This is a genomic window from Novosphingobium rosa NBRC 15208 (genome assembly GCF_001598555.1).
Taxonomy (GTDB): Bacteria; Pseudomonadota; Alphaproteobacteria; order Sphingomonadales; family Sphingomonadaceae; genus Novosphingobium; species Novosphingobium rosa.
The window spans coordinates 35,259-55,631 of record NZ_BCZE01000053.1 but is presented as its reverse complement, the minus strand read 5'-3'; the positions used below and the strand labels follow the sequence as shown (position 1 = coordinate 55,631).

The 20,373-nt window shown below is 66.0% G+C and carries 21 protein-coding genes; 12 read left to right on the top strand and 9 right to left on the bottom strand.

Annotated features, from left to right (window positions below):
* Positions 1-37: 37 nt before the first annotated feature.
* On the top strand, positions 38-970 hold the full coding sequence (locus SR3_RS19500; RefSeq protein ID WP_068089965.1) for a magnesium transporter CorA family protein: 933 nt from the start codon (positions 38-40) through the stop codon (positions 968-970).
* Positions 971-1,053: 83 nt separating this feature from the next.
* Here the strand turns inward: SR3_RS19500 and SR3_RS19495 are convergent, their stop codons facing one another.
* Positions 1,054-1,953 carry a hypothetical protein gene (locus SR3_RS19495; RefSeq protein WP_157098976.1) on the bottom strand — a complete coding sequence of 300 codons (900 nt, stop codon included), beginning with the start codon at positions 1,951-1,953 and terminating at the stop codon, positions 1,054-1,056.
* Positions 1,954-2,075: 122 nt separating this feature from the next.
* Complete coding sequence (locus SR3_RS19490; RefSeq protein ID WP_068089973.1) at positions 2,076-3,086, bottom strand: LLM class flavin-dependent oxidoreductase; 1,011 nt, start codon at positions 3,084-3,086, stop codon at positions 2,076-2,078.
* A 188-nt stretch (positions 3,087-3,274) separates the two neighbouring features.
* Here SR3_RS19490 and SR3_RS30715 point away from each other — a divergent pair, with 188 nt between their 5' ends.
* The gene (locus tag SR3_RS30715) at positions 3,275-3,433 is read left to right on the top strand and encodes a DUF3309 family protein (RefSeq protein ID WP_084455727.1); all 159 of its coding nucleotides are present in this window, start codon (positions 3,275-3,277) and stop codon (positions 3,431-3,433) included.
* A gap of 23 nt (positions 3,434-3,456) precedes the next feature.
* Here the strand turns inward: SR3_RS30715 and bla are convergent, their stop codons facing one another.
* A complete protein-coding gene (bla, locus tag SR3_RS19485) occupies positions 3,457-4,365 on the bottom strand; it encodes a subclass B3 metallo-beta-lactamase (protein ID WP_068089963.1) in 909 nt (302 codons plus the stop codon).
* A gap of 103 nt (positions 4,366-4,468) precedes the next feature.
* Between bla and SR3_RS19480 the strand changes: the two genes are divergently transcribed.
* Both SR3_RS19480 and SR3_RS19475 read left to right on the top strand, forming a co-directional pair.
* Complete coding sequence (locus tag SR3_RS19480) at positions 4,469-5,341, top strand: LysR family transcriptional regulator (RefSeq protein ID WP_068089962.1); 873 nt, start codon at positions 4,469-4,471, stop codon at positions 5,339-5,341.
* Between the two features lie 80 nt (positions 5,342-5,421).
* Positions 5,422-6,186 (top strand): class I SAM-dependent methyltransferase, encoded by a 765-nt coding sequence (locus tag SR3_RS19475; protein ID WP_068089961.1) that lies wholly within the window; start codon positions 5,422-5,424, stop codon positions 6,184-6,186.
* Positions 6,187-6,245: 59 nt separating this feature from the next.
* On the opposite strand, the gene SR3_RS19470 is transcribed toward SR3_RS19475, so the two are convergent.
* On the bottom strand, positions 6,246-8,096 hold the full coding sequence (locus SR3_RS19470; protein ID WP_169805666.1) for an FUSC family protein: 1,851 nt from the start codon (positions 8,094-8,096) through the stop codon (positions 6,246-6,248).
* Between the two features lie 84 nt (positions 8,097-8,180).
* Between SR3_RS19470 and SR3_RS19465 the strand changes: the two genes are divergently transcribed.
* From SR3_RS19465 to SR3_RS19450, 4 genes are all read left to right on the top strand, one after another.
* Complete coding sequence (locus SR3_RS19465; protein ID WP_068089959.1) at positions 8,181-9,728, top strand: ABC1 kinase family protein; 1,548 nt, start codon at positions 8,181-8,183, stop codon at positions 9,726-9,728.
* Positions 9,729-9,873: 145 nt separating this feature from the next.
* Positions 9,874-10,701 carry an aldo/keto reductase gene (locus SR3_RS19460; RefSeq protein ID WP_068089958.1) on the top strand — a complete coding sequence of 276 codons (828 nt, stop codon included), beginning with the start codon at positions 9,874-9,876 and terminating at the stop codon, positions 10,699-10,701.
* A 100-nt stretch (positions 10,702-10,801) separates the two neighbouring features.
* Positions 10,802-11,341, top strand: coding sequence for a hemerythrin domain-containing protein (locus tag SR3_RS19455; RefSeq protein ID WP_068089957.1), 540 nt, complete (start codon positions 10,802-10,804; stop codon positions 11,339-11,341).
* Positions 11,342-11,516: 175 nt separating this feature from the next.
* A complete protein-coding gene (locus tag SR3_RS19450; protein WP_245653998.1) occupies positions 11,517-11,792 on the top strand; it encodes a GCG_CRPN prefix-to-repeats domain-containing protein in 276 nt (91 codons plus the stop codon).
* Between the two features lie 55 nt (positions 11,793-11,847).
* Here the strand turns inward: SR3_RS19450 and SR3_RS19445 are convergent, their stop codons facing one another.
* Both SR3_RS19445 and SR3_RS19440 read right to left on the bottom strand, forming a co-directional pair.
* Positions 11,848-12,267: a secondary thiamine-phosphate synthase enzyme YjbQ gene (locus SR3_RS19445; protein ID WP_068089971.1), complete on the bottom strand. Its 420-nt coding sequence runs from the start codon at positions 12,265-12,267 to the stop codon at positions 11,848-11,850.
* Between the two features lie 26 nt (positions 12,268-12,293).
* Positions 12,294-13,061 (bottom strand): SDR family oxidoreductase, encoded by a 768-nt coding sequence (locus tag SR3_RS19440; RefSeq protein WP_068089956.1) that lies wholly within the window; start codon positions 13,059-13,061, stop codon positions 12,294-12,296.
* Positions 13,062-13,213: 152 nt separating this feature from the next.
* Here SR3_RS19440 and SR3_RS19435 point away from each other — a divergent pair, with 152 nt between their 5' ends.
* Both SR3_RS19435 and SR3_RS19430 read left to right on the top strand, forming a co-directional pair.
* Positions 13,214-13,597 (top strand): winged helix-turn-helix transcriptional regulator, encoded by a 384-nt coding sequence (locus SR3_RS19435; RefSeq protein ID WP_245654000.1) that lies wholly within the window; start codon positions 13,214-13,216, stop codon positions 13,595-13,597.
* 128 nt (positions 13,598-13,725) lie between these two features.
* The gene (locus SR3_RS19430) at positions 13,726-14,439 is read left to right on the top strand and encodes a potassium channel family protein (protein ID WP_068089954.1); all 714 of its coding nucleotides are present in this window, start codon (positions 13,726-13,728) and stop codon (positions 14,437-14,439) included.
* A 247-nt stretch (positions 14,440-14,686) separates the two neighbouring features.
* On the opposite strand, the gene SR3_RS19425 is transcribed toward SR3_RS19430, so the two are convergent.
* Complete coding sequence (locus SR3_RS19425) at positions 14,687-16,297, bottom strand: ShlB/FhaC/HecB family hemolysin secretion/activation protein (RefSeq protein WP_068089953.1); 1,611 nt, start codon at positions 16,295-16,297, stop codon at positions 14,687-14,689.
* 82 nt (positions 16,298-16,379) lie between these two features.
* Positions 16,380-17,531, bottom strand: coding sequence for a hypothetical protein (locus SR3_RS19420; protein ID WP_157098975.1), 1,152 nt, complete (start codon positions 17,529-17,531; stop codon positions 16,380-16,382).
* Between the two features lie 328 nt (positions 17,532-17,859).
* Between SR3_RS19420 and SR3_RS19415 the strand changes: the two genes are divergently transcribed.
* Positions 17,860-18,366: a DUF4232 domain-containing protein gene (locus SR3_RS19415; RefSeq protein ID WP_068089951.1), complete on the top strand. Its 507-nt coding sequence runs from the start codon at positions 17,860-17,862 to the stop codon at positions 18,364-18,366.
* Between the two features lie 62 nt (positions 18,367-18,428).
* Here SR3_RS19415 and SR3_RS19410 read toward each other — a convergent pair whose 3' ends face one another.
* Positions 18,429-18,791, bottom strand: coding sequence for a hypothetical protein (locus SR3_RS19410; protein WP_068089950.1), 363 nt, complete (start codon positions 18,789-18,791; stop codon positions 18,429-18,431).
* A 147-nt stretch (positions 18,792-18,938) separates the two neighbouring features.
* On the opposite strand from SR3_RS19410, the gene SR3_RS19405 reads away from it, so the two are divergent.
* Positions 18,939-20,357 carry an aldehyde dehydrogenase family protein gene (locus SR3_RS19405; RefSeq protein WP_068089949.1) on the top strand — a complete coding sequence of 473 codons (1,419 nt, stop codon included), beginning with the start codon at positions 18,939-18,941 and terminating at the stop codon, positions 20,355-20,357.
* The last annotated feature ends 16 nt before the right edge of the window (positions 20,358-20,373 follow it).

The window sequence follows — 20,373 nt, the reverse complement described above, 5'->3', positions numbered from 1 at the left end:
GCCTGCTCGGGGGATATGAGGAGGAAACGGACGATCCATGCTGACAGCGATTCCCGCAGATGCCGCCAAACCGGTCTGGATCGACCTGCTCAACCCCGATGAGGCCGATATCGCCCGCATCGCGAAGGATTACGGCATCAAGGTGCCCGACCGCGCGGCGCTGCGCGAGATCGAAAGCTCCAGCCGCCTGCGCGCCGATGGTGACACGCTCTATATGAGCGCGCCCATGCTGGCCCACACCGACACCGAACTCTGGGAAATCGCCCCCACCGGCTTTATTCTGGCGCCCCAGGTGTTTGTGACGGTGCGCTATGCCCCGCTCGGCGTGTTCGAGGGCGTGATGAAGGAGGCGGGCGAAGCCGAGGATCTCACCCCCGCCCTGGCGCTGGTGCTGCTGCTGGAAGCAGCGGTGGACCGCGCCGCAGATCATCTGGAACATGCCGCCGAACTGGTGGGCGAGGTGGCCCGCACCGTCTTCTTCGAGGACATGGGCGATGCCGGCCTCGCCAGGGAAACCCGCGTGTTGCGCCGCACGATCCGCACCATCGGCCGCGCCAATGACCGCGCCTCACGCGTGCGCTATATGTTTCTGAGCATGGGCCGCATGGCCAGCTTCGTGACCGACCGCTGCACCCCCAAGCTGGATGAGGCCATCAACGACCGGCTGACGGCGATCAACCACGATATCGCCTCGCTCGATGAGTTCGAGGTGAGCCTGTCCGGGCGGATCCAGCTGATTCAGGATGCCGCGACGGGGCTGATCAGCATCGAGCAGAACGATGTGGTCAAGCTGCTGACGGTGGCCTCTGTGGTGGGTATCCCGCCGGTGCTGATCGTTGGCATCTATGGCATGAACTTCAAGAACATGCCCGAGTTGAGCTGGGCATGGGGCTATCCCTATGCTTTGGGGCTTTGCGTGCTGTCTGCGGTGGTGCCCTACCTGTGGTTCAAGTGGCGGGACTGGATTTGAATTAAGGGAATGAAGGGAAATGCGAGGGGGTTACCCCCTCGCGCTCCCATGACCTCTCCCGGCGGGAGGTGGGTTTGAGCCTCTTACGAGCCCTGCCGAGGGACACGGAAGCTCGAGACCTTGTTGATCGTATAGGCCCATTGTTCCGGCCATTCTTCAGGCGGAATGAGGTGTTTGGTTTTCCATTCCATCGGCAGCTGATCGGTTGAAATCAGCAGATTTCCAGCCCGAAATGTGGCATTCGGAAAGCAAGTGCTGGGAGGCACGATCGTATCGTTTTCGGATTTTGAACGTGCATAAAAATCAGTCAGGCATTCCATTCGAACTTTCCGATCACCGGCGGAAAATTCAAAAGCAGTTTTCTTAAAGGTGGAAGCGCCATTCCGGGGCAGCTCCGTTCGCTTGATAAAGCGAACATGTTTGATCTGCTCCACATCCGTCAGGTAATCATGGTTGGAACCACGGGCGACCAAGGCGTCATAGTTATAAATCCACACCATGGCATGCATGTGGCCGCGCCAACGATACCGAGGCGGTTCGCTGCCATCTCCGAGATAAAGAAAATTCACATCGGGGCCAAGATTGGCAATGGGATGGCCCTTCAGGTTGCAGGCTAAGCGGTTGCGTGGGCCGGGAATATGCGGTTCCACAATTCCCGATTTGCGGCGGCCTTTCTCTCCCTCCCCAAGGCTGGAGGAACTGGGCGTGTCCACCGAATTGGTGAGGTCAAAGAGGGTGTCCCCCACTTGAATGCGCAGGATTTCGGGGTTCTCGCAAGCATCGCCGCCTTGCGCTGTGAGCGAGCACGAAGACAATGATAAAATCGCCGAGGCCATCAGCGATGCTTTCCATGCCCTCACTCTACCTGCCCCATCAGAAATTCGATTGTGCGGGGTGTAGACGGATTGTCTTAAGAAGACGGCGTCTGGATGGTGGAAATGCAAAGCGCCGCAGGCATTTGACCTTGCAGAGAGGAGCCCCATGCTGGCGATCTTGTGTCCGCAACTCTATGAATGCGAGCCCGTTGGCTTAGCCAGGGTGCAACGCAGACACTAAAGGGAGCGCGAGGGTGTAACACCCTCGCATCTTGACTTCCTTCTTACCCTCAAACCGAAACCGAAGCTTTCCCCACCATCTCCATCGCCTCTGCGGCCAGCGTATAGCTCTTCAACCGCGCCTCATGGTCGAAAATCTGCCCGGCCACGATCACCTCATCGGCCCCGGTGCGCTCCAGCAGGGCGGTCAAACTCCGCGCAACATCCTCGCGCGTGCCGATGGCGGTGCAGTGCATCATCTGGTCCAGCATGGCGCGCTGATGGGGCGGCAAGCCCTCGTAAAACCCTTCGAGAGGCGCGCGGAAAGGCCCGCTGCCATGGCCGCTGCGCAGCGCGACGAATTTCTGCTGCATGGAGGTGGCGATAAAGCGCGCTTCCGCAGCCGTATCGGCGGCGAAGATGTTGAAGCCCACCGTCACATGCGGCTTGTCCAGCACGGCGGAGGGCTGGAACTGGTGGCGATAGACCGCCAGCGCCTCATCCAGCGCGGCGGGCGCGAAATGCGAGGCGAAGCCATAGGGCAGGCCCAGAGCCGCCGCCAGCTGCGCGCCATAGGTGCTGGAGCCCAGAATCCACATCCCGGGCGCAGCACCGGCGCCGGGCACGGCGGTAAAGCCCATGCGCGGATCGCCCGCGAAATAGTTCTGCAGGTCCACCACCTGACGGGGAAATTCTTCCGGATTGCCGTGGCGCAGGGCCATCGCCACCCGCCCGTCCGAGCCCGGCGCGCGGCCCAGCGCCAGATCGATGCGCCCGGGGAACAGCGCGTCGAGCGTGCCGAATTGCTCGGCGATCTGCAAGGGCGCGTGGTTGGGCAGCATGATCCCGCCCGACCCGATGCGGATGGTCTTCGTCGCCCCGCCGACATGGGCCAGCACCACCGATGTCGCCGCGCCGCCCACGCCCTGCATGCCGTGATGCTCGGCCACCCAATAGCGGTGGTAACCCGCGCTTTCCGCATGGGCGGCCAGGCTGGCGGCATTGGCCAGCGCCTGGCTCAGGCTGCCCCCATCGTTGACGGGGACCAGATCGAGGACGGAGAGGGGGACGGGGGCTGTCATGATACCCAGAGTGGGGAGCGCAAGGCCCTGATGCAAGAGGTCTTGCGGCGAGTGCCCGTGGCCTCTCGACCAAGGTCGATGTCCAAATCCCCGCCGCCCGCCAATCCCGCCATGGAACATCCGCTTTTGGTAAACATTCCATCCCCCGCTAACCGACATCACTGATCTTTCTGGGAAAGGATGGACCTATGCTGACCATCGTGCTCGTTGTGCTGCTCGTCTTGTGGCTGGGCGGCTCCTTCCCCCGCGCGGGGTCTTACAATGCCAATTGGGGCTATGCTCCGGTGGGTCTGGGCACCATTCTGATCATCGTTCTGCTGGTTCTGGTGCTTCAGGGCAGCGTCTGAGGGAACGGCGTCATGAGCCGTTTCTAACGCTTTGCCTCTTCGGCCAACTGGTCGTTCAACCGTTTCTCGAAAGCATTGGCGGCCTTGCGGCAGCCTTCGGAATCGAGAAACGGATTGGGCGACCTTTGGCGCGCCAATTGCGCCTGTTTGGCCTCCCCATCCGACAGTTCCGGGTGAGAGGTGAGCACCAGATCGCAGGGGATGCCGCGCAATTTGGTGATCGAACGCCGAATGGTGTCCACCCGACCGCGATGCGCGGGCGCCGAAAAGCGATAGCCCCCCAGCGCCACGGCATTGATGCTGGCGGCGAAGACCACCGTTTCACAGCGCTGCCCCTCGCAGCTTTTCCAGCTCCAGCTTGTCGAGCCGGGCGTATGGCCGGGCATGGCGATGGCCGTCACCGTCACGTCGCCCAAGGTGATCCGCTCTCCATCGCGCACGGCCCGCAACTTGCGCGGCGCGGGAAAGCGCTCCAACCCCGAGGCCTGGGGATCGCTGGGATCAAGACCGCGCGCCCGCAGCACCGGCACCGCCGCCGCGCCCGCCAGAACGGTGGCGCCGCTGTCGCGTTCCAGAGCGGCGATGCCCCCCGCATGGTCGAAATGCGGCTCGGTGGAGAGGATCAGCTTCACATCGCGGATCGAGAGGCCCAGCGCGCGCATATGCTCTTCAACCGCCCCCACGCTCTGGGGGACGCTGCCGTCGATCAGGATCAGCCCGGCGCTGGTGCGGATCAGCGCCACGCTCACCCCGCCAAAGCCGACGAGATAGGTGTTGCCAAAGACCCGCACCGGCTGGGCAGGGGTGAGAAAACGCTTGGCCGAGTATGCGGGCGCGATAGGGCGCAGCAGCGGATCATCCGCCGCAACTGCAGATGCTGCGCCCAAAGCTGCAATCAAACTCATGGCAAGGGTGGTGGTCAGTCTGGCCATTGTGGCGCTCCCTGTTAGCGTATGCCTTCCTTTCGCAACGCTGGGCGCTCACCGCAAAGCATCAATTCTCGACAAAGCCATGAATTGAATTCATGGCTTTCCGATGGACCGCTCCCGCCTGCCGCTCAACGCCCTGCGCGCCTTTGAGGCCGCCGCGCGCCACCTCTCCTTCACCCGCGCCGCGCGGGAATTGTGCGTCACGCAGGGCGCGGTCAGCCATCAGGTGGCGCAGTTGGAACGCATGGTCGGAGCGCCTCTGTTCCGCCGCCTGCCGCGCGGGCTGGCGCTCAGTGACGAGGGACTGGCCCTGCTCCCCAGCGTGGGCACCGCCTTCGACATCATCGGCGCCCGGCTGGACGGCCTTGCCGGCGGCGGCGTGGAAGAGGTGCTGACCCTCGGCGTGGTGGGCACTTTCGCCTCGGGCTGGCTGCTGGACCGGCTGGACAGCTTCACCACCACCCACCGCCATATCGACCTGCGCCTGCTCACCAACAACAACCGCGTCGATCTGGCGGGCGAGGGGCTCGATCTGGCGATCCGCTTTGGCGATGGCGCCTGGCACGGCACCCATGCCGAACGCATCATGCCCGCCCCGCTGACGCCCCTTTGCGACCCGGCCACGGCGGAGCGCCTTCACAGTCCCGAAGATCTGCTGCGCGAAACCCTGCTGCGTTCCTACCGCGCCGACGAATGGCCGCGCTGGCTGGGCGCCTGCGGTCTGGCCTGCCCACCCCTGCGGGGGGTGATCTTCGACGCGTCGGTGCTGAGCGTCACGGCGGCGATGGAGGGGCGCGGCGTGGCGTTGGCCCCCGCCGCCATGTTCACGCGGGAACTGGCGCGTGGCCGCCTCGTTCGACCTTTTGCGCAGGAGGTCGATCTGGGCGCCTATTGGCTGACGCGTCTGCACACCCGCTCCGAAAGCCGCGCCATGCGGCAATGGCGCGACTGGCTGATGCAGCAGGCAGCCCAAGCCTAGGTCTTCTTATAACAGGATAAGATCGCAACTGGTCCTAGGCTGAGAAGAGGTTCAACCAGCGGTCAGAAGGAGAGATTTCGATGACCCACTCGCACGATACGCTGGTCCGGCAACAGTTCGGCCCCCGCGCTTCGGCCTATGTCTCCAGCGCCGTCCATGCCAGCGGCGAGGATCTGGCCGCCATCGGTGAGATCGCCCGCCGCCATGCCCCGGCCCATGCGCTCGATCTGGGGACGGGCGGGGGCCATGTCGCCTATGCGCTGGCGGCCCATGCCGCGCAGGTGACCGCCAGCGACCTCTCGCCCGCCATGCTGGAGGTCGTCGCGGCCACCGCCGCCGGGCGTGGCATCGCCAACATCGACACCAAAGCGGGCCCCGCCGAAGCCTTGCCTTTTGCGGACGCCAGCTTCGATCTGCTCGCCTGCCGCTTTTCGGCGCATCACTGGCGGGATTTTGTCGGTGGGTTGCGTCAGGCGCGTCGGGTGCTGAAGGCGGGGGCGCCCGCGGTGTTTGTCGATGTGGTGTCCCCCGGCTCTGCTGCCTTTGACACTCATCTGCAGACGGTCGAATTGCTGCGCGATCCCTCGCATGTGCGCGACTATACGGTGGCGCAATGGCTGGAGGCTCTGGAGCAATCCGGTTTCCGCGTGCAGTCCGTGCAGACCCGCCGCCTGCGCATGGAGTATGCCAGCTGGGTCGAGCGCATGCAGACGCCCGAGGTCCATCGCGCCGCGATCCGCGCGCTTCAGCATCTGGCAGGCGCGGAAACGGTCCGCCATTTCGAGATCGAGGAGGATGGCTCCTTCACCATCGACACCGCCCAGATTGAGGTGATCGCCGCTTAATGCGTTTTCGTGGTCGCATCGTTTTGCAAGAAAACGGTGCCCACTTTTTCGCACGATGCTTACCGGGGCAAGTCCGCCAGCCGCTCATGCCAGGCGGCGGCGGCTTGTCCCGCCACCAGGCGCAGCGCGGTCAGGTCGGCCAGATCCTCGGGCGCGCGGTGGCGCAAACGCTGGACCGTGCTGCCCAGATCGTGCAGCGCCATCTCCAGTTCGATGCTGGCCAGCCCCGCAGCCCGCCGCGCGGCATGCACTTGCGCAAAGGGCGCGCGGTTCTCCACGGCGTCCAGATAGGCGCGGTTGGCCTGCAGCGCGGTCTTCAGCGTGGCGCGCAGCCGGGGCCGCCGCTCGGGCCAGACCGCCAGCACGCTCAGCAGCGCCACCAGACTGCCCAGCGTGTTGTCGGCAATGCGCGCGGTGGCGATGCCCTCGCCGGGGTGAAGCAGGGCGGTCACCGTCACGAACAGCACCGTCAGGAACACCACGAAGCTGGTATAATTCACGCTGCGCAGGGCAATGGCCAAAGCCGCCAGCACCACGCAGAGCCCTGCCAGCAGCGGCACCGGATAGGCGACATGCAGCAGCGCCGCCGCGCCCATCCCGCCCAGCAGACTGCCGCAGATGCGCTCCATGGCGCGCATCCAGGTGATGCGCGTGCCCTTCTGCAGCACGACCACCACCGCCATCGACCCCCAATAGGGATAGCCCAGATGAAAGGCTCGCGCCGCGATATAGACCAGCAGCACGCCGGTTGCCTGCCGCAGCGCCTGCCTGAAAGCCGCGCGCGAGGACACGGGGCGGGGCGCTTGAGGCATGGCAGCTGGCCCGCTCTGCTTCAACGTGGCCAGTGCCTGCCCCAGCGCGCGCAGGCAGCCGCTGACCAGAGCGCCGCGCAGCCTTTCGCGGCGGCGCTCCACCAGCCGCAGCCAGCGGTCGATCACGCCTGTCTCGGTCCGGAAGCTGCGCGGCATGCGGCGCCATGCTTCCAATCCGCCATGGAAGGTGCGGGCGACGGCCAGCCGTTCATGCGCGGGGCCGGATTGCAGGATAAAGGCATGGTCCAGCGCGATCAGGGCGCTGAACACGGTTTCCGCCGCCTCCTGCGCGCGCAGAAAGGGCGCCAGCCGCTCTGGCGTTTCGTCGGCATGGAGCGGCAGCAGCGCGCCCAGCCGCTCCAGCGCCAGACGCACGGCGCGGCGGTGCTCGCCATGGGCGCGGTGCCATTGCGCGTCGCGATGCGGCCCTTCGCCGGTGCCGACCAGATCCGCGGCCATATCGGCGAGCCGCGCCACCACGGCGCGCACCGCCAGATCGAGCGGCGCATGCGGATCGATCCGCCACAGCCCATGGATCAGCGCATAGGCCCAGCCCGCGCCGAGCAGAAAGGACAGCGCCTCGATCAGCGCCTGATGCATGGGCAGCGGAAAGCCCACGGCCACCACCGCGACCACCGCCAGCAAAGTGGCCAGCAGATTGGCATTGGCGACACGGGCAGGCAGCAGGATGGACAGGAACACCAGCAAGGGTCCGGCCACCAGCGCCGCTGTCGGCCCCCAGAAGGCCAGCCATGATCCGGCAAAGGCGATGACCGATCCCAGCACCACGAAAGCACCCAGCAGGCGCCGCTGACTGCGCCCCGATCCCGGCCCGACGCACAGGCAGGTCCAGAAGGCGGCGAAGATCGACCAGCCCAGCCCATAGAGCCCGCTCGCCAGCACCAGCACCAGTGGCGCCCCCACCGCCACGGCGGCGCGCAAACCCTCGGCGGGGTTGAAATATTCGGGAACCAGACCGATCGCCCGCACTTCCAGCTTGCGGGCGATGCGACGCAGCAATGGCCCGCGAGAAGCCGTGTTCAGCGGGCGGCCATCCGGGGCAGGTCTTGGCTTGCGGCGGTGGCTCGGGGCATTCATGCTGCCTTCTGTGCCATCAAATGGCGGGCGGGTCATCCGATTGTACGCTCTGGTTAATGTAAGTTTTGCGTAAAGGAATGCGCGATGATCAAGACTCTGCTGGTGGCCGCGCGGGACCGTAACCGGCTGGGGGAAATCCTGCAGATCACCTCGCGCTTCGGGCTGGGGCTGCTGCTGGCGCAACTGGGCCTTGAAAAGGGCGATGAGGGCGCCAAAGCGGGTGGGGGTGACAATGACCCGCGCAGTCTGCCCCTGCGAACGCGACTGGCGCTGGAGGAGCTGGGGCCAACCTTCGTCAAGCTGGGCCAGATTCTGGCGACGCGCGGCGATCTGCTGCCCCCTGAATGGATCGCGGAGCTGGAGCAATTGCACTCCCGCGCGCCGACTTTGCCTTTCGAACAGTTGCGCCCGGCGGTCGAGGAAGCCCTGGGCGCGCCGCCCGAAGACATCTTCGCCGATTTCGATCCGGAGCCTCTGGCCGCCGCTTCCATGGCGCAGATCCACCGCGCGCGGCTGACCGACGGGCAAGAGGTGATCCTGAAAATCCGCCGCCCCGATATCCGCCCGCGCATGGCGGCCGATTTGCGGCTGATCGCGCAAGGTGCGGCGCTGGTGGAGGCGGCCAGCACGGCGGCGCGGCGTTTCGCCCCGGTGGCGCTGATGCGGCAGCTGGGCGATGCGGTGCTGGGCGAGCTGGACTTCACCATGGAGGGCCGGAATGCCGACGCCATGCGTGAGGATTTCGCGGCGGAACCCCGGGTGGACATTCCGCGCATCCATTGGGACTGGTCTTCCGAAACCCTGCTGGTGATGGATTACATCGAGGGCTTGCCGCCGCGCGATGCCGACAGCCTGCGCGCCGGGGGCATCGATCCCGAGGCCATTGCCAGTCTGGGCGCCGATCTGGTGCTGGATATGGTGCTGGTGCATGGGCGCTTTCATGGCGATCCGCATCCCGGCAACCTGCTGTGCCTGCCGGGCGACCGGCTGGCGCTGCTCGATTTCGGGATGATCGGCCATGTCTCGCCCCGGCGGCGCGAGGAGTTCATGGCTTTCGTGCAGTCGCTGGCGATGGGCGATCCGGCGCAGCTCACCGATATTCTGGCCGTATGGGCCGAACAGAGCGCCGGGCAGGGGGTGGAGGCGGTGCCGCGCGCCCAGATCGCTCTGGCGGCGGACCGGCTGATCGCGCGCCATGGCCGGGGGCGGCTGGTGCTGCGCGCGCTGGTGGGCGATTTCCTGCCGCTGATGCGCGAGGTGGGGCTGACCATGCCGCCTGATCTGCTGCTGATCTTCAAGACTCTGGTGACGCTCGATGGCGTGCTGACGGCGATCTGCCCGGATTTCGATCTGTCCGGCGCGATGGAGCGGTCGTCTTTGCGGCTGGTGCGGGCGCGGCTATCGCCTGAGCATTGGCGGCCCACGCTGATGGCGCTGGCGTGGGAATTGGGCCGGCTGGGCGAGGATGCGCCCCGCCTGCTGCGCGCCGCGATCCGCCGGTTGGAGGCCGAGCCGGTGGACAGCACCGGTGCTGCGGCTCTGGCCCCGGCGCTGCGCGAGGGTGCGCGCTGGATCGCGGGCGGGCTGATTACGGCGGCGGTGATGGTGGCCGGGGCGCTGATGTGGCGCTGAGCATCGCGCGAAAAAGTGGGAACCGGTTTTTCGCAAAAGCGATGCGATAACACCGTGGTTCGTGCGGCAGGCGCGTCGAGCTTCATTGCAATGGCATAAGGCAGGCCCATCTCGGCCTGGTTCCTCCTGATAAAGGACTGGTTTTATGATGATCGCTCCAACAAGGCTGCTGCGTGGCGGGGCTTCCATCCCGCAGCTTGGGCTGGGGACATGGCCTCTGGATGATGCTCAGGCGGCCGGTGCTGTCAGCAGCGCGATCCAGCGCGGTTATCGCCTGATCGACACCGCTGAAAACTACGGCAATGAGCGCGGCGTGGGCGAAGGCGTCCGCCAGTCCGGCCTGCCGCGTGGCGAGATTTTCATCACCAGCAAGTTCAACCGCCAGTGGCACAGCATCGATGGCGCGCGCACCGCTTGCGAGGCCAGTCTGAAGCGGTTGGGGGTGGAGTATCTCGACCTGCTGCTGATCCACTGGCCCAATCCGGACCAGAACGCCTATGTCGATGCTTTCGCGGGGCTGATAAAGCTGCGCGAGGCGGGGCTGGTGCGCGCCATCGGCACTTCCAACTTCAAACAGGCCCATCTGCTGCGGCTGATCGACCATGGCTTCGTGCCGGAGGTCAATCAGATCCAGCTCGACCCCCGCCACGGGCGCGGCGATCTGCTGGCCTTCCACCAGCTGCACGGCATCGCCACCGAGGGCTGGAGCCCGCTGGGCAAGGGCAAGGATCTGCTGGCCCATCCCGTGCTTGCGGAGATCGCTGAGGAGCATGGCCGCACGCCCGCCCAGGTGGCTTTGCGCTGGCAGGTGCAGCAGGGCATCATTCCCATTCCCAAATCCGCCGATGCCGCGCGGCAAAGCACCAATCTGGATGTCTTTTCCTTCACGCTGAGCGCCGACGACATGACCGCTCTCGCCGCGCTGGATGAAGGCGATAGCGGTATCATGGATTCCGATGCATTCGGCCACTGAACGCCGCCCGATAAAACTTGCGTGAAACAGTGCGAAACCATGGAACCAAAGGGCTTTTGCAGGCTTCTCTGACTCGATAATCCGAAACGAGGGGCTTGCCATGATCGACCCGCAGTTCACCGACGCCATCGCCGTGCTCAAGGCCGGGCACCGTGAGGTGGAGGATCTGTTCGAGCGGTTCGAAGCCACCCGATCCCCCGCCCGTCGCCGCAAGCTGGCCGCGCAGATCTGCGCCATCTGGAAAAGCCAGATCGCGCTGGAAGCGAGCCTGTTCTACCCCGCCCTGCGCGGCCGCGTGGCCGATGATCTGCTCGACCGGGCCTGCGGCCTGCATGCGCAGGCGGCAGGGCTGGTCGCGGCGGTTGAAGCGGCTGAAACGGTCACCGGGGAATCCGGCATCGGTGACGACGGGCTGGCCGTGATGGTCACCCGCCTTTCGCGCGCCGTGCGCAGCCAGATCGCCGAGGATGAGCGTTTTGGCGAGGGTATCTTCGCCCTCGGCCGCCGCGCCGGGGCCGATCTGGTGCGGCTGCGCGACGCCATTCTGGCGCGCGGAGCGGCGATCACGGCGCCGCTGGGCCAGGCCCTGTCGGGATCATCGGCGGCGCCTGTGGCCGGGCTGCGGCTGGTGGCGGCCTGATTCCTTTATTGTCCCTGCACAAACAATAACATGCCAGCCATGACATGTTCAGAAAGACTATGCTTTTTATGAATGTGTCGGCGTCGAAGAGCAGACGGCGCCTAGCGTTACACAACCAGTCACCTGCTTTGCGGCTATGCGACCAGCCGCCTGATCCAAAGATGGGAGAACATCCATGTTGAAACGCGCACTTCTGATCGCCCTTGCCGCCGGCTCGGTGCTGGCCGCTGCTGCCCCTGCCGAGGCGCGCGAGGGCTGCGGCCCCGGCGGTCATCGCGGGGCTTACGGCCACTGCCGCCCCAACCGTGGCCCCGGGCCGCGCGGCCCCGTCGTGGGCGTTGGCCCTGGCGGCTTGATCATCGGCAATTACTATCAGGGCCGGGGCTATTGGGATGGCCGCCGCTACTGGCACAACCGTGAGCGTTGGCACGGTGGCTGGCGTTATCGCTAAGCCTTTCGCCGCTTAAGGTATGAAGGGGAGCCGGGCTCGGGTTCGGCTCCCTTTTTCATGCGCCCAGCAGATGCAGCACGATCTGGCGGCGATGCGGCGCGCGGCGATGCTCGAAGAGATAGACGCCCTGCCAGGTGCCCAGCACCGGCCTGCCGCCCGCCACCGGAATCGAGAGTTGCACCTGCGTGAGCGCCGTGCGCAGATGGGCGGGCATATCGTCGGGCCCCTCATCGTCATGCGCATAGGCGCGCGGGTCTTCCGGGGCGAGGCGGGCGAAGAAATGTTGCAGGTCGGTCCTGACCTCCGGTGCAGCATTTTCCTGAATCAGCAGCGAGGCCGAGGTGTGGCGGCAGAACACCGTCAGCAGCCCATCGGTGATCTGCGTCTGCTCCACCCAGCCGATGATCTCGCGGGTGACTGCGATCAGACCCTGGCCATGGGTGGCAATCGTCAACGTGGTGATGTCCTGCCGCATGGCCATGGGTCTGATCCTTCTTCCGCTTACTGCTCTTCGCGGGCCTTTGCCGCGAAAGCGTTGAGCTGCACAAGGGTTTCATCGAAACGCCCCTGCGCCTCGGCAAAGCGCAGGAATTTCACGCGCTCGACCAGCACTTCGGCAGGGGTGGGGGCCTGCTCGAACAGGGCCATCACCTCATCGGTGAACTCGCCCAGCGGCTGATAGCCCGGGCGGCTTTCCTGACCGAGCGTCAGGCCGGTCTGCACGGCGGGCGGGGCCAGCTCGATCACCTCGACCTTGCCCTTCAGCACCTCACGCAAGGCCACGGTGTAGGAATGGATGGCGGCCTTGGTGGCATTGTAGGTGGGGGTGGTGGTCAGCGGCACAAAGGCCAGACCCGAGGTGACATTGACGATCGCCGCATCGCTCTGCGCGGAAAGATGGTCCACCAGCGCATCGATCAGCCGGATGGGCCCCAGCAGATTGGTGGTGATGGTCGCCTCGGCATCGGCCAGATCGCGCTTCTGCGTGGCATCCTCGAAGCGCATGATCCCGGCATTGTTGATCAGCACATTGAGCGCGGGATGCGCGGCCAGCAGGCGCCTGGCAAAATCCGCCACGCCATCGGCGCTTTCCACATCCAGCGTGAGCGCATGCATGTTGGGGCGGCCCGCGATGGCCTGATCCAGCGCATCCTGCCGCCGTCCGGCCACGATTACCGTGTTGCCGGCATCGTGAAAGCGCTGCGCCAGCGCCGCGCCGATGCCCGATCCGCCGCCGGTGACAAGAATGGTGTTGCCGCTGTTCTTCATGGGAGGTCTCCTTGGAAGGGATGGGCTCTATTTAAACTGCTGCTCACCGATGGTAAGAAGGCACCTCAAAGATTGATACTTACCTGAAAGAGAGTGTCGGCATGGCGCCCCCACCGTTCGATGAAGCGACCATCAGCAAGGCCTGCGAGATCATGGGGCAGACGCCGCCCCCGGTGATCGACCCCCGTGTCGAGGCGCTGGTCAATGAGCTGATCGGCCGCGTGGCCGACAAATGGACGATGTTGATTCTCGAAGCGCTCGATGAGCATGGCACGCTGCGCTTCTCCCAACTGGCCAAGGCGGTGACCGGTATCAGCCAGAAGATGCTGACCCAGACCCTGCGCCAGATGGAGCGCACCGGGCTGGTGGTGCGCACCATTCACCCGGTGATCCCGCCGCATGTCGATTACCGCCTGACGCCGCTGGGCATGAGCCTTGGCGCGGCCTTCTGCGGGGTATGGCTCTGGGCCGAGGAGCATCTGGGCGCGGTGGAAGCCGCCCGCACCGCCTTCGACCAGCGCCAGAATCATTGCTGACAGCGATGTCAGTAATGATTTTGTGACATGATTCAAAACGGATAAGGTCAGCGCCCGGGCCAGGCCGTTCATCGCCGGTTGTGCCCGCGCGCGCCACATTCCCGCTGCCAGCAGAGGAACCTTCCACCATGCCGCCAGCGCAGGTCCAGCCGCACAAGATCGACCGGAGCCTCACCACGCTGCTGGCGGTGCAGGTGGTGACGTTGTTCGTCGCCATGCCGCTGGTGACTGAAGATCCCTCGCTGCATATCCTGCTCGATCTGTGCCATCTGGCCTATGCGCTGGTCTGCGTGGCCGCGCTGGCGCGGCACCGCGTGGTGCAGGCAGTGCTGATCGCGGCGCTGCTGCTGCTGATCGTCGGGCCGGAGATCGGGCGGCGGGTTCTCATCAGCCTCGACACCACCACCAGCGCCGCTCTGCGCCACGATCTGATCCAGGTTGCCGCCTTCGCCTTCAACATGGGCGTCACCCTGCTGGTGGCGCGCCATGTCTTCGGCCCCGGGCGCGTGACGGGACACCGCGTGCGCGGGGCGGTGCTGCTCTACCTCAACATCGCGGCGGTGTTCGGCATCGTGTTCACCGCGATCCTCTCGCACTGGCCTGACGCGCTGGTAACGGGGAGCGGCGCTCCACTTGCTCCTGATGCAGGCGGACGCACCGCGCTGCTCACCTATTTCAGCCTCTCGACACTGACCACCACCGGCTACGGCGACGTGGTGCCCGTGCTGCCGCTGGCGCGCAGCCTGGCCAATCTGGAGGCGGTGATGGGGCAACTGTTCCCCGCGACCTTGCTGGCGAGGATCGTGGCGCTGCATCTGGAGCATAGTCGGGAAGAGGACTGAAGAGGAGAAGATGCGAGGGGGTTACCCCCTCGCGCTCCCATGACTGTCCACCTTGCGTACAACCTATCGTTTCGGCACGCATTCATGGCGCCGCAGGCAGAAACGATAGCTGGCGCTGTGATGGCAAATTCACGCAAACCTCTTTGATTGCCTGCGGCGCAGCGACGTTGCTCCATGGCCGAACCCGATGCGCCACGCTGACAAAACCCGGGAGCGCGAGGGGGTAACCCCCTCGCATTGTCTCTTTCTACTTCTTCCCCGGCCTGCTGATTTTCCAACTCACATTCACCCGCCAGTCCCCCAAAGCCCCATGAAACGGATCGGTCACGGCTTTGGCGCCTTCCACCCCGATCACAGCCCAGTCGTTCCATGCCAGCCTGATCCCGCCCCCCGCCGAGCCCAGATCCCAGCTCGACGCCGGCGCCCCGACCCGCTCATTGATCCGCAATCTGGCGTGATCGACGAAGCCGTAGATCTCGGTGCCGTTGAGCCTTTTGCCCAGCCTGGGCCGCAGGGCCAGTTCCACAGAGCCCGTGCCCCCGCTGTCGGCGGTGATGGCGGCGGTGTCGAAGGCGCGGCCATAGTCGCTGCCGCCAAAGGCGATGCGCTCGGTGGCGGGCAGCTGGTTGCGGCTGTACTGGCCCTGCGCCTTCAGCCGCAGCACCACATGCTTGCCAAAGGCGCGATCATAGCTGGCCGAGGCGTTGAGCTTGGTGAAACGCGGATCGCTCTGCCCCACCAGCCCGCGGTCGCTCAGGATCGCCAGCCCCTTGCTCACCGTGCTGCCCAGCGACCAGACGGTCTTTTTGCCCGCCCATGAATAGCCCGCCGCCACGCGCATGGTGCGGATATGGTCGCTGGAAGCCACGGTGCCGAACAGGGCGGAATCGCTGTTCAGCACATCCAGCCCGGCGCTGACGGTCAGGTTCTTGCGATAGCCCCGGATCACCGGATAGCTGAGCGAGGCGCCGCCCACCACCGCATGGCCGCGCAGATTGTATTCGGGCACATTTGTTTGCAGCCATGCGCCGGTCAGAGTCAGCTTGAGGCCGTCTTGGCCCAGCGGGGTGGCGTGGGTCAGCGCGGTGTAGATAAAGCTGCGGAAGTTGCGGGCCACCATCACATTCAGCTTGGTCTCATCGCCATCGCGCAGCAGGCTGTTGCCCGCAAGCGTGGCGTTGAACTGCCCTTGCCCCAGCAGTTGCGAGCGGCTGTTGTCATAGGCCAGCGAGCCGTCGAGATGCTTGCGCTTCACCTTCAGCGACAGGATCACCCCGCCCGGCTGCCGCCCGCGCAGCAGATCGGCGCTGACGGTGGCCCCGGCGATGTCGCGCATCAGGGACAGCTCCCGCTCCAGCGCGGAGCGGCGCAGCGGCTTCATTCCCAGCAGATGCCGCGCATAGGCGCGGATCAGCGGGGTCGAGCCCTGCGGATAGGAAATCCCCTCGATAAAGCCCTGCGCCACCTGCACGAGCACCCGCCCGCCCGACAGGTTCTGGTCCGGAATGGCCACGGTGTAGAGCGCCACATCGCTGGCGCCATAGGCGTCCGACATGGCTGCCGCCAGTCTCTCCAGCGTGTCACGTCTGGCGGGCTGGCCCACGAAGCGCTCGGCGGCATGGGCGACGGGGGCGGGCACCAGATCGCCGAGAAAGCGGATGCCCTTGATCGGCTGGTCCGAGCCGGTGGCGTCCACCCGAGACAGGCCCCTGGCGCGCTGCTCGACAGGCTTTTCAGGCATGGGCGGGGGCAGGTCGGGGGTTTGCACGCGGTCGGCGCGGCCGGAATCGATGATCAGCGGCGGGGTGCCGGCCACGGGCCCGGCGGCCAGCGCAGCAGCCATCAGAAAGGTGAGCATGGAAGCCTGTCTCCCCGAACATGGAGCGGAAAAACGGGGAAGGGAGGGGAAGCCGGGTGCGGCTCCCCCTCCATCTGAGGCATCAACGCTTGGAAGACAGCAGCGTACCGTTGGTCAGCGTGCCCACCGTGTTGCTCACCGCCGAGGTGACGGGCTTGAGCAGGCCGGTGGTGGTGCCGGTCAGCGTGCCTGTCGCCGTGGTGTTGGCCGCCGTGGCCGTGGCGCCGGCATTCACCGCTGCAGGCGTTGTGGCCGCAGTGGTGGCGCCCGTCACCGTGCCGACCAGACTGGTCACCGGCTTGAGCAGACCCCCGGTCGCCGTGCTGCCGGTGGCGCCATTGGTGAGGCCGCCATTGGTCACATTGGTCAGCAGGCTGGTCACGGGCGTCAACACCGCGCCGCCGCTCGTCAGCCCGCCGCCCGCCGCGCCCGAGAGCAGATTGGCGTTGATGAGGGCTGGATTGCCGCTGCCCAGAATCGCGTGATCGGCCACCGCGACATTGAGCAGCTGGTTGGACAGCCCGCCGCCCGGCGCGGTGACATTGGCCACCGCCACATTGGCCACGCCATTGACATTGGCCGTGGCCACCTGGCCCGAGGTCAGCACGCCCACGCTGGCCAGCGTGCCCTGCGCCTGCGTGGGCGACAGCACGCTGAGCCCCACCGCGCCCGGCGTGCCATCCGCGGAGGTCGTCACCGCCTGATTGCCGAGGTCGATCGTCACCACATCGCCCACGACCTTCTGCACGCCATCGAGCAGCAGCGTCTTGCCATTGCCGGTATCGACCAGCACCTGCCCCGTATCGCCCAGCACGCGCGTGACCGTGCCGGTGACGGGAGCGGTGATGGGCACGGCGCTGGCCAGCGTGGTGGTGGCTCCATCGACGCCATTGGCCAGCCCCAGCGTGGCGTTGCCCGCCGTCACCAGAGCAGGCCCGGCCTGAGCCAGCACGGTCTGCACATCGCTGGAGGCGGCGGTCTGCGTGCCGCCGGTTCCCCCGGTGCCGCCCGTGCCTCCGGTGTTGCCGCTGCCACCTGTGCCGCCGGTGCTGCCCGTGCCGCCGCCCGCCCCATCCGAGCCGCCCGACCCGGCGCCGCCCGGCGTGCCGACCGAGCCATAGGCCAGATGGGAATCACCGGCACAGGCGCTCAGGCTCAGCAGCATGCCCGCCGCAGCGGCCATGGTCGAAACCATCCACCGACTGCCCTTCGCCCGACTGTGATGTGCGATCATGTCATCCTCCTTCGCTTGAGAACGGACCGGCGTAATTGTCTGTCTTGCGGCCCGCGTCTTGGCGGCGTGAGGTGGTGCGAAAGGCGCCAGATCATGTGCCAATCCAAAAAGGAAATCGGCCATAAGCTGTCGGGTTCCTGTTTTTTTGCGATTTTCACGTAATATTTGTATCAATATTGAATTTGTTAGTTTTCGTGATAGGAAATTGTTGAATGGTTACTTTTATAGAATAAATAATTAACCGGAAATGGCATTCATCCTCGCGACATTATGACCGGCCTATTAAGGGGAACCGCTAAGACATCCGCACCGCCATGGGAGAGCTACGATGCCCCTGCTGCCTGCCCTTCTGATCCTTGCTCAGGGCCTGCCGTCCACGCCGCCGCCGCAAGGCGATCTTGCGCCATGCCGCGCGGGGCAATTGCGCTTGCTGCCTGAAGATCGGGATGGTGATGTGAACGGCATGTCGCATTCGGGAACCGGCTTTGCGCTGGCGAACCGGGGCGCGGCCTGCCGTCTGCCCGCTCTGCCGCAAGTTGTGCTGCGCGATGCGCGCGGGCGGGCGCTTCCCGTCGCACGGCGGGCGCCGGTGGGCATGCATCCGGGGCCGGTGATGGTGCCGCTGCGGCTGGAGAAGGGCGCGCGGGCGCAAGGCACGCTGCGCTGGGTGTCAGGCCCGGTCTATGATGGCAGCCGAAAGCTGGTGGCGGCGCGGCTGTCGGTGCAGATCGGCAAGCAGTGGGTCAGCATGCCGCTCAAGGCGGTGCTTTATGCTCCGGCGGATCAGGGGGCGAGCCTCGATCAGCCGCCGCTGCAACTGGCGGGCCGGCGCTGATCAGGCAAAGGGCCGCGCCTGCGAGATCAGGCGCGGCCCCTTTCGTGTTAGAGTGCGGTGGCTTAGTGGTGATGCCCGCCGCCGCCATTGCCCCGGAAATGCGGCATGTGCATGCCTTGCCCCGGCGTCATCGTGCCTTGGAAGCGCTGGAAGTTGGGGCGGCCTTGCGGTGCCTCGCGCATGAAGTGCCCGCGATCGCCGCGGGTAAAGCCGCGATCCCCCGCGCCATGGCGGTAATAGAAGTAATTGTCGGAACCCCAATAGCCGTCATAGATCGGGCCATAGGCGCCATCGTACCAGCCATCATAGGCATAGGGGCCTGGGCCATAGGCCACGCCGCCGCCGTAACCATAGCCATCGTCGACACAAGCGGTCAAACCCGTGACCGACAGGGACAGTGCGAGCAGGGCTAAAGTCTTTTTCATGGCGGCCTCCCCGGGCGTGGATCGCCCGTGCTGGTGAAACGGGGCGCGGGGTTTGCTGTTCCATGCCGCGCAGCGATCTTGCGCGGAATTATGCGGAATTTACGCGCGATGCTCGCCTTGGTGGATGGATCGGGGTAAAGCGCGACCATGCATGACCATCTTCTGATCGACGGGCGTCTGGTTGCGGGCGCGGGGCTTCTTCCGGTGATCGAGCCGGCCAGCGGGCAGATCTTCGCGCAGGCCCCGCACGCCGATGCCTTGCAGGCCGAGCAGGCCGTGGCCGCAGGCAAGCGCGCCGTGCGGGATTGGGCGCTGGTGCCGCAGGACCGCCGCGCCGCCACGCTGGACGCGCTGGCCGATGCCCTGCAGGCCCATGCCGAACCCTTCGCCCGGATGCTCACCCGCGAACAGGGCAAGCTGCTGGATGAAGCACGCGGCGAGGTGGAGGGCTCCATCGCGGCGCTGCGCTATCACGCCGGGCTGCGGCTGGAGCCGCGCATCCTCAAGCAATCCGCCGCTGAGCTGGTGGTGGAGCAGCGCTTTCCGCTGGGTGTGGTGGTGGCGATCGTGCCTTGGAACTACCCGCTGCTGATGCTGATCCTGAAGCTGGCCCCGGCGCTGCTGGCGGGCAATACGGTGATCGCCAAGCCCGCGCCGACCACGCCGCTCACCACGCTGATGCTGGGCGCGCTGGCGGCGGAGATTTTCCCGGCGGGCGTGGTGCAGGTGTTGGGGGATGCCGGGCCTTCCGGGGGCTTTGATCTGGGGCCGCTGCTGGTGGCACACCCCGATGTGGCGCAGATCAGCTTCACCGGATCGCAGGCGACGGGTCGCAAGGTGCTGGCCGGCGCGGCGGATGGTTTGAAGCGCTTCACGCTGGAGCTGGGCGGCAATGACGCCGCTCTGGTGCTGGACGATGCCGATGTGGGCGCCATCGCTGCGGATCTTTTCGCGGGCACCACCGCCAATGCCGGGCAGGTCTGCCTTGGCGTCAAGCGTATCTATGCCGCCCGCAACAAGGCCGACGATCTGGCCGAGGCGCTGGCCGATCTGGCGCGCAAGGCGGTGGTGGGCGATGGTCTGGCGCCGGGCTCCACCATGGGGCCGGTGCAGAATGCGGCGCAGCATCGCAAGGTGCTCGATCTGGCGGCGGAAGCTGGAGCCCTGGGCCGCATCGTCGGGCAGGGTAGTGCGCCTGCGGGTGAAGGCTATTTCATCGCCCCGACCGTGGTGCGCGACCTGCCCGAAACCGCCCGCCTGATCCGCGAAGAACAGTTCGGCCCGCTGATCCCGGTGCAGGCCTATGACGATCTGGATCATGCCATTGCTCTGGCCAATGCCGGCGATTATGCGCTGGGCGGTTCGGTGTGGAGCGGCGATGCGGGGCGCGCCATGGCCGTGGCGGCGCGGCTGGAGACCGGGCTGGTGTGGGTCAACCGCGTGTTCGATCTGCCCTTCGATGTGCCTCTGGGCGGGGCGCGGGCCTCGGGCATGGGGCGGCATCAGGGGATCGAGGGGGTGGAGGAGTTCACCCAGACGCGCATCGTCAACGCGGCCTTGCGCTAGGGTTGCCCGCAAGTTA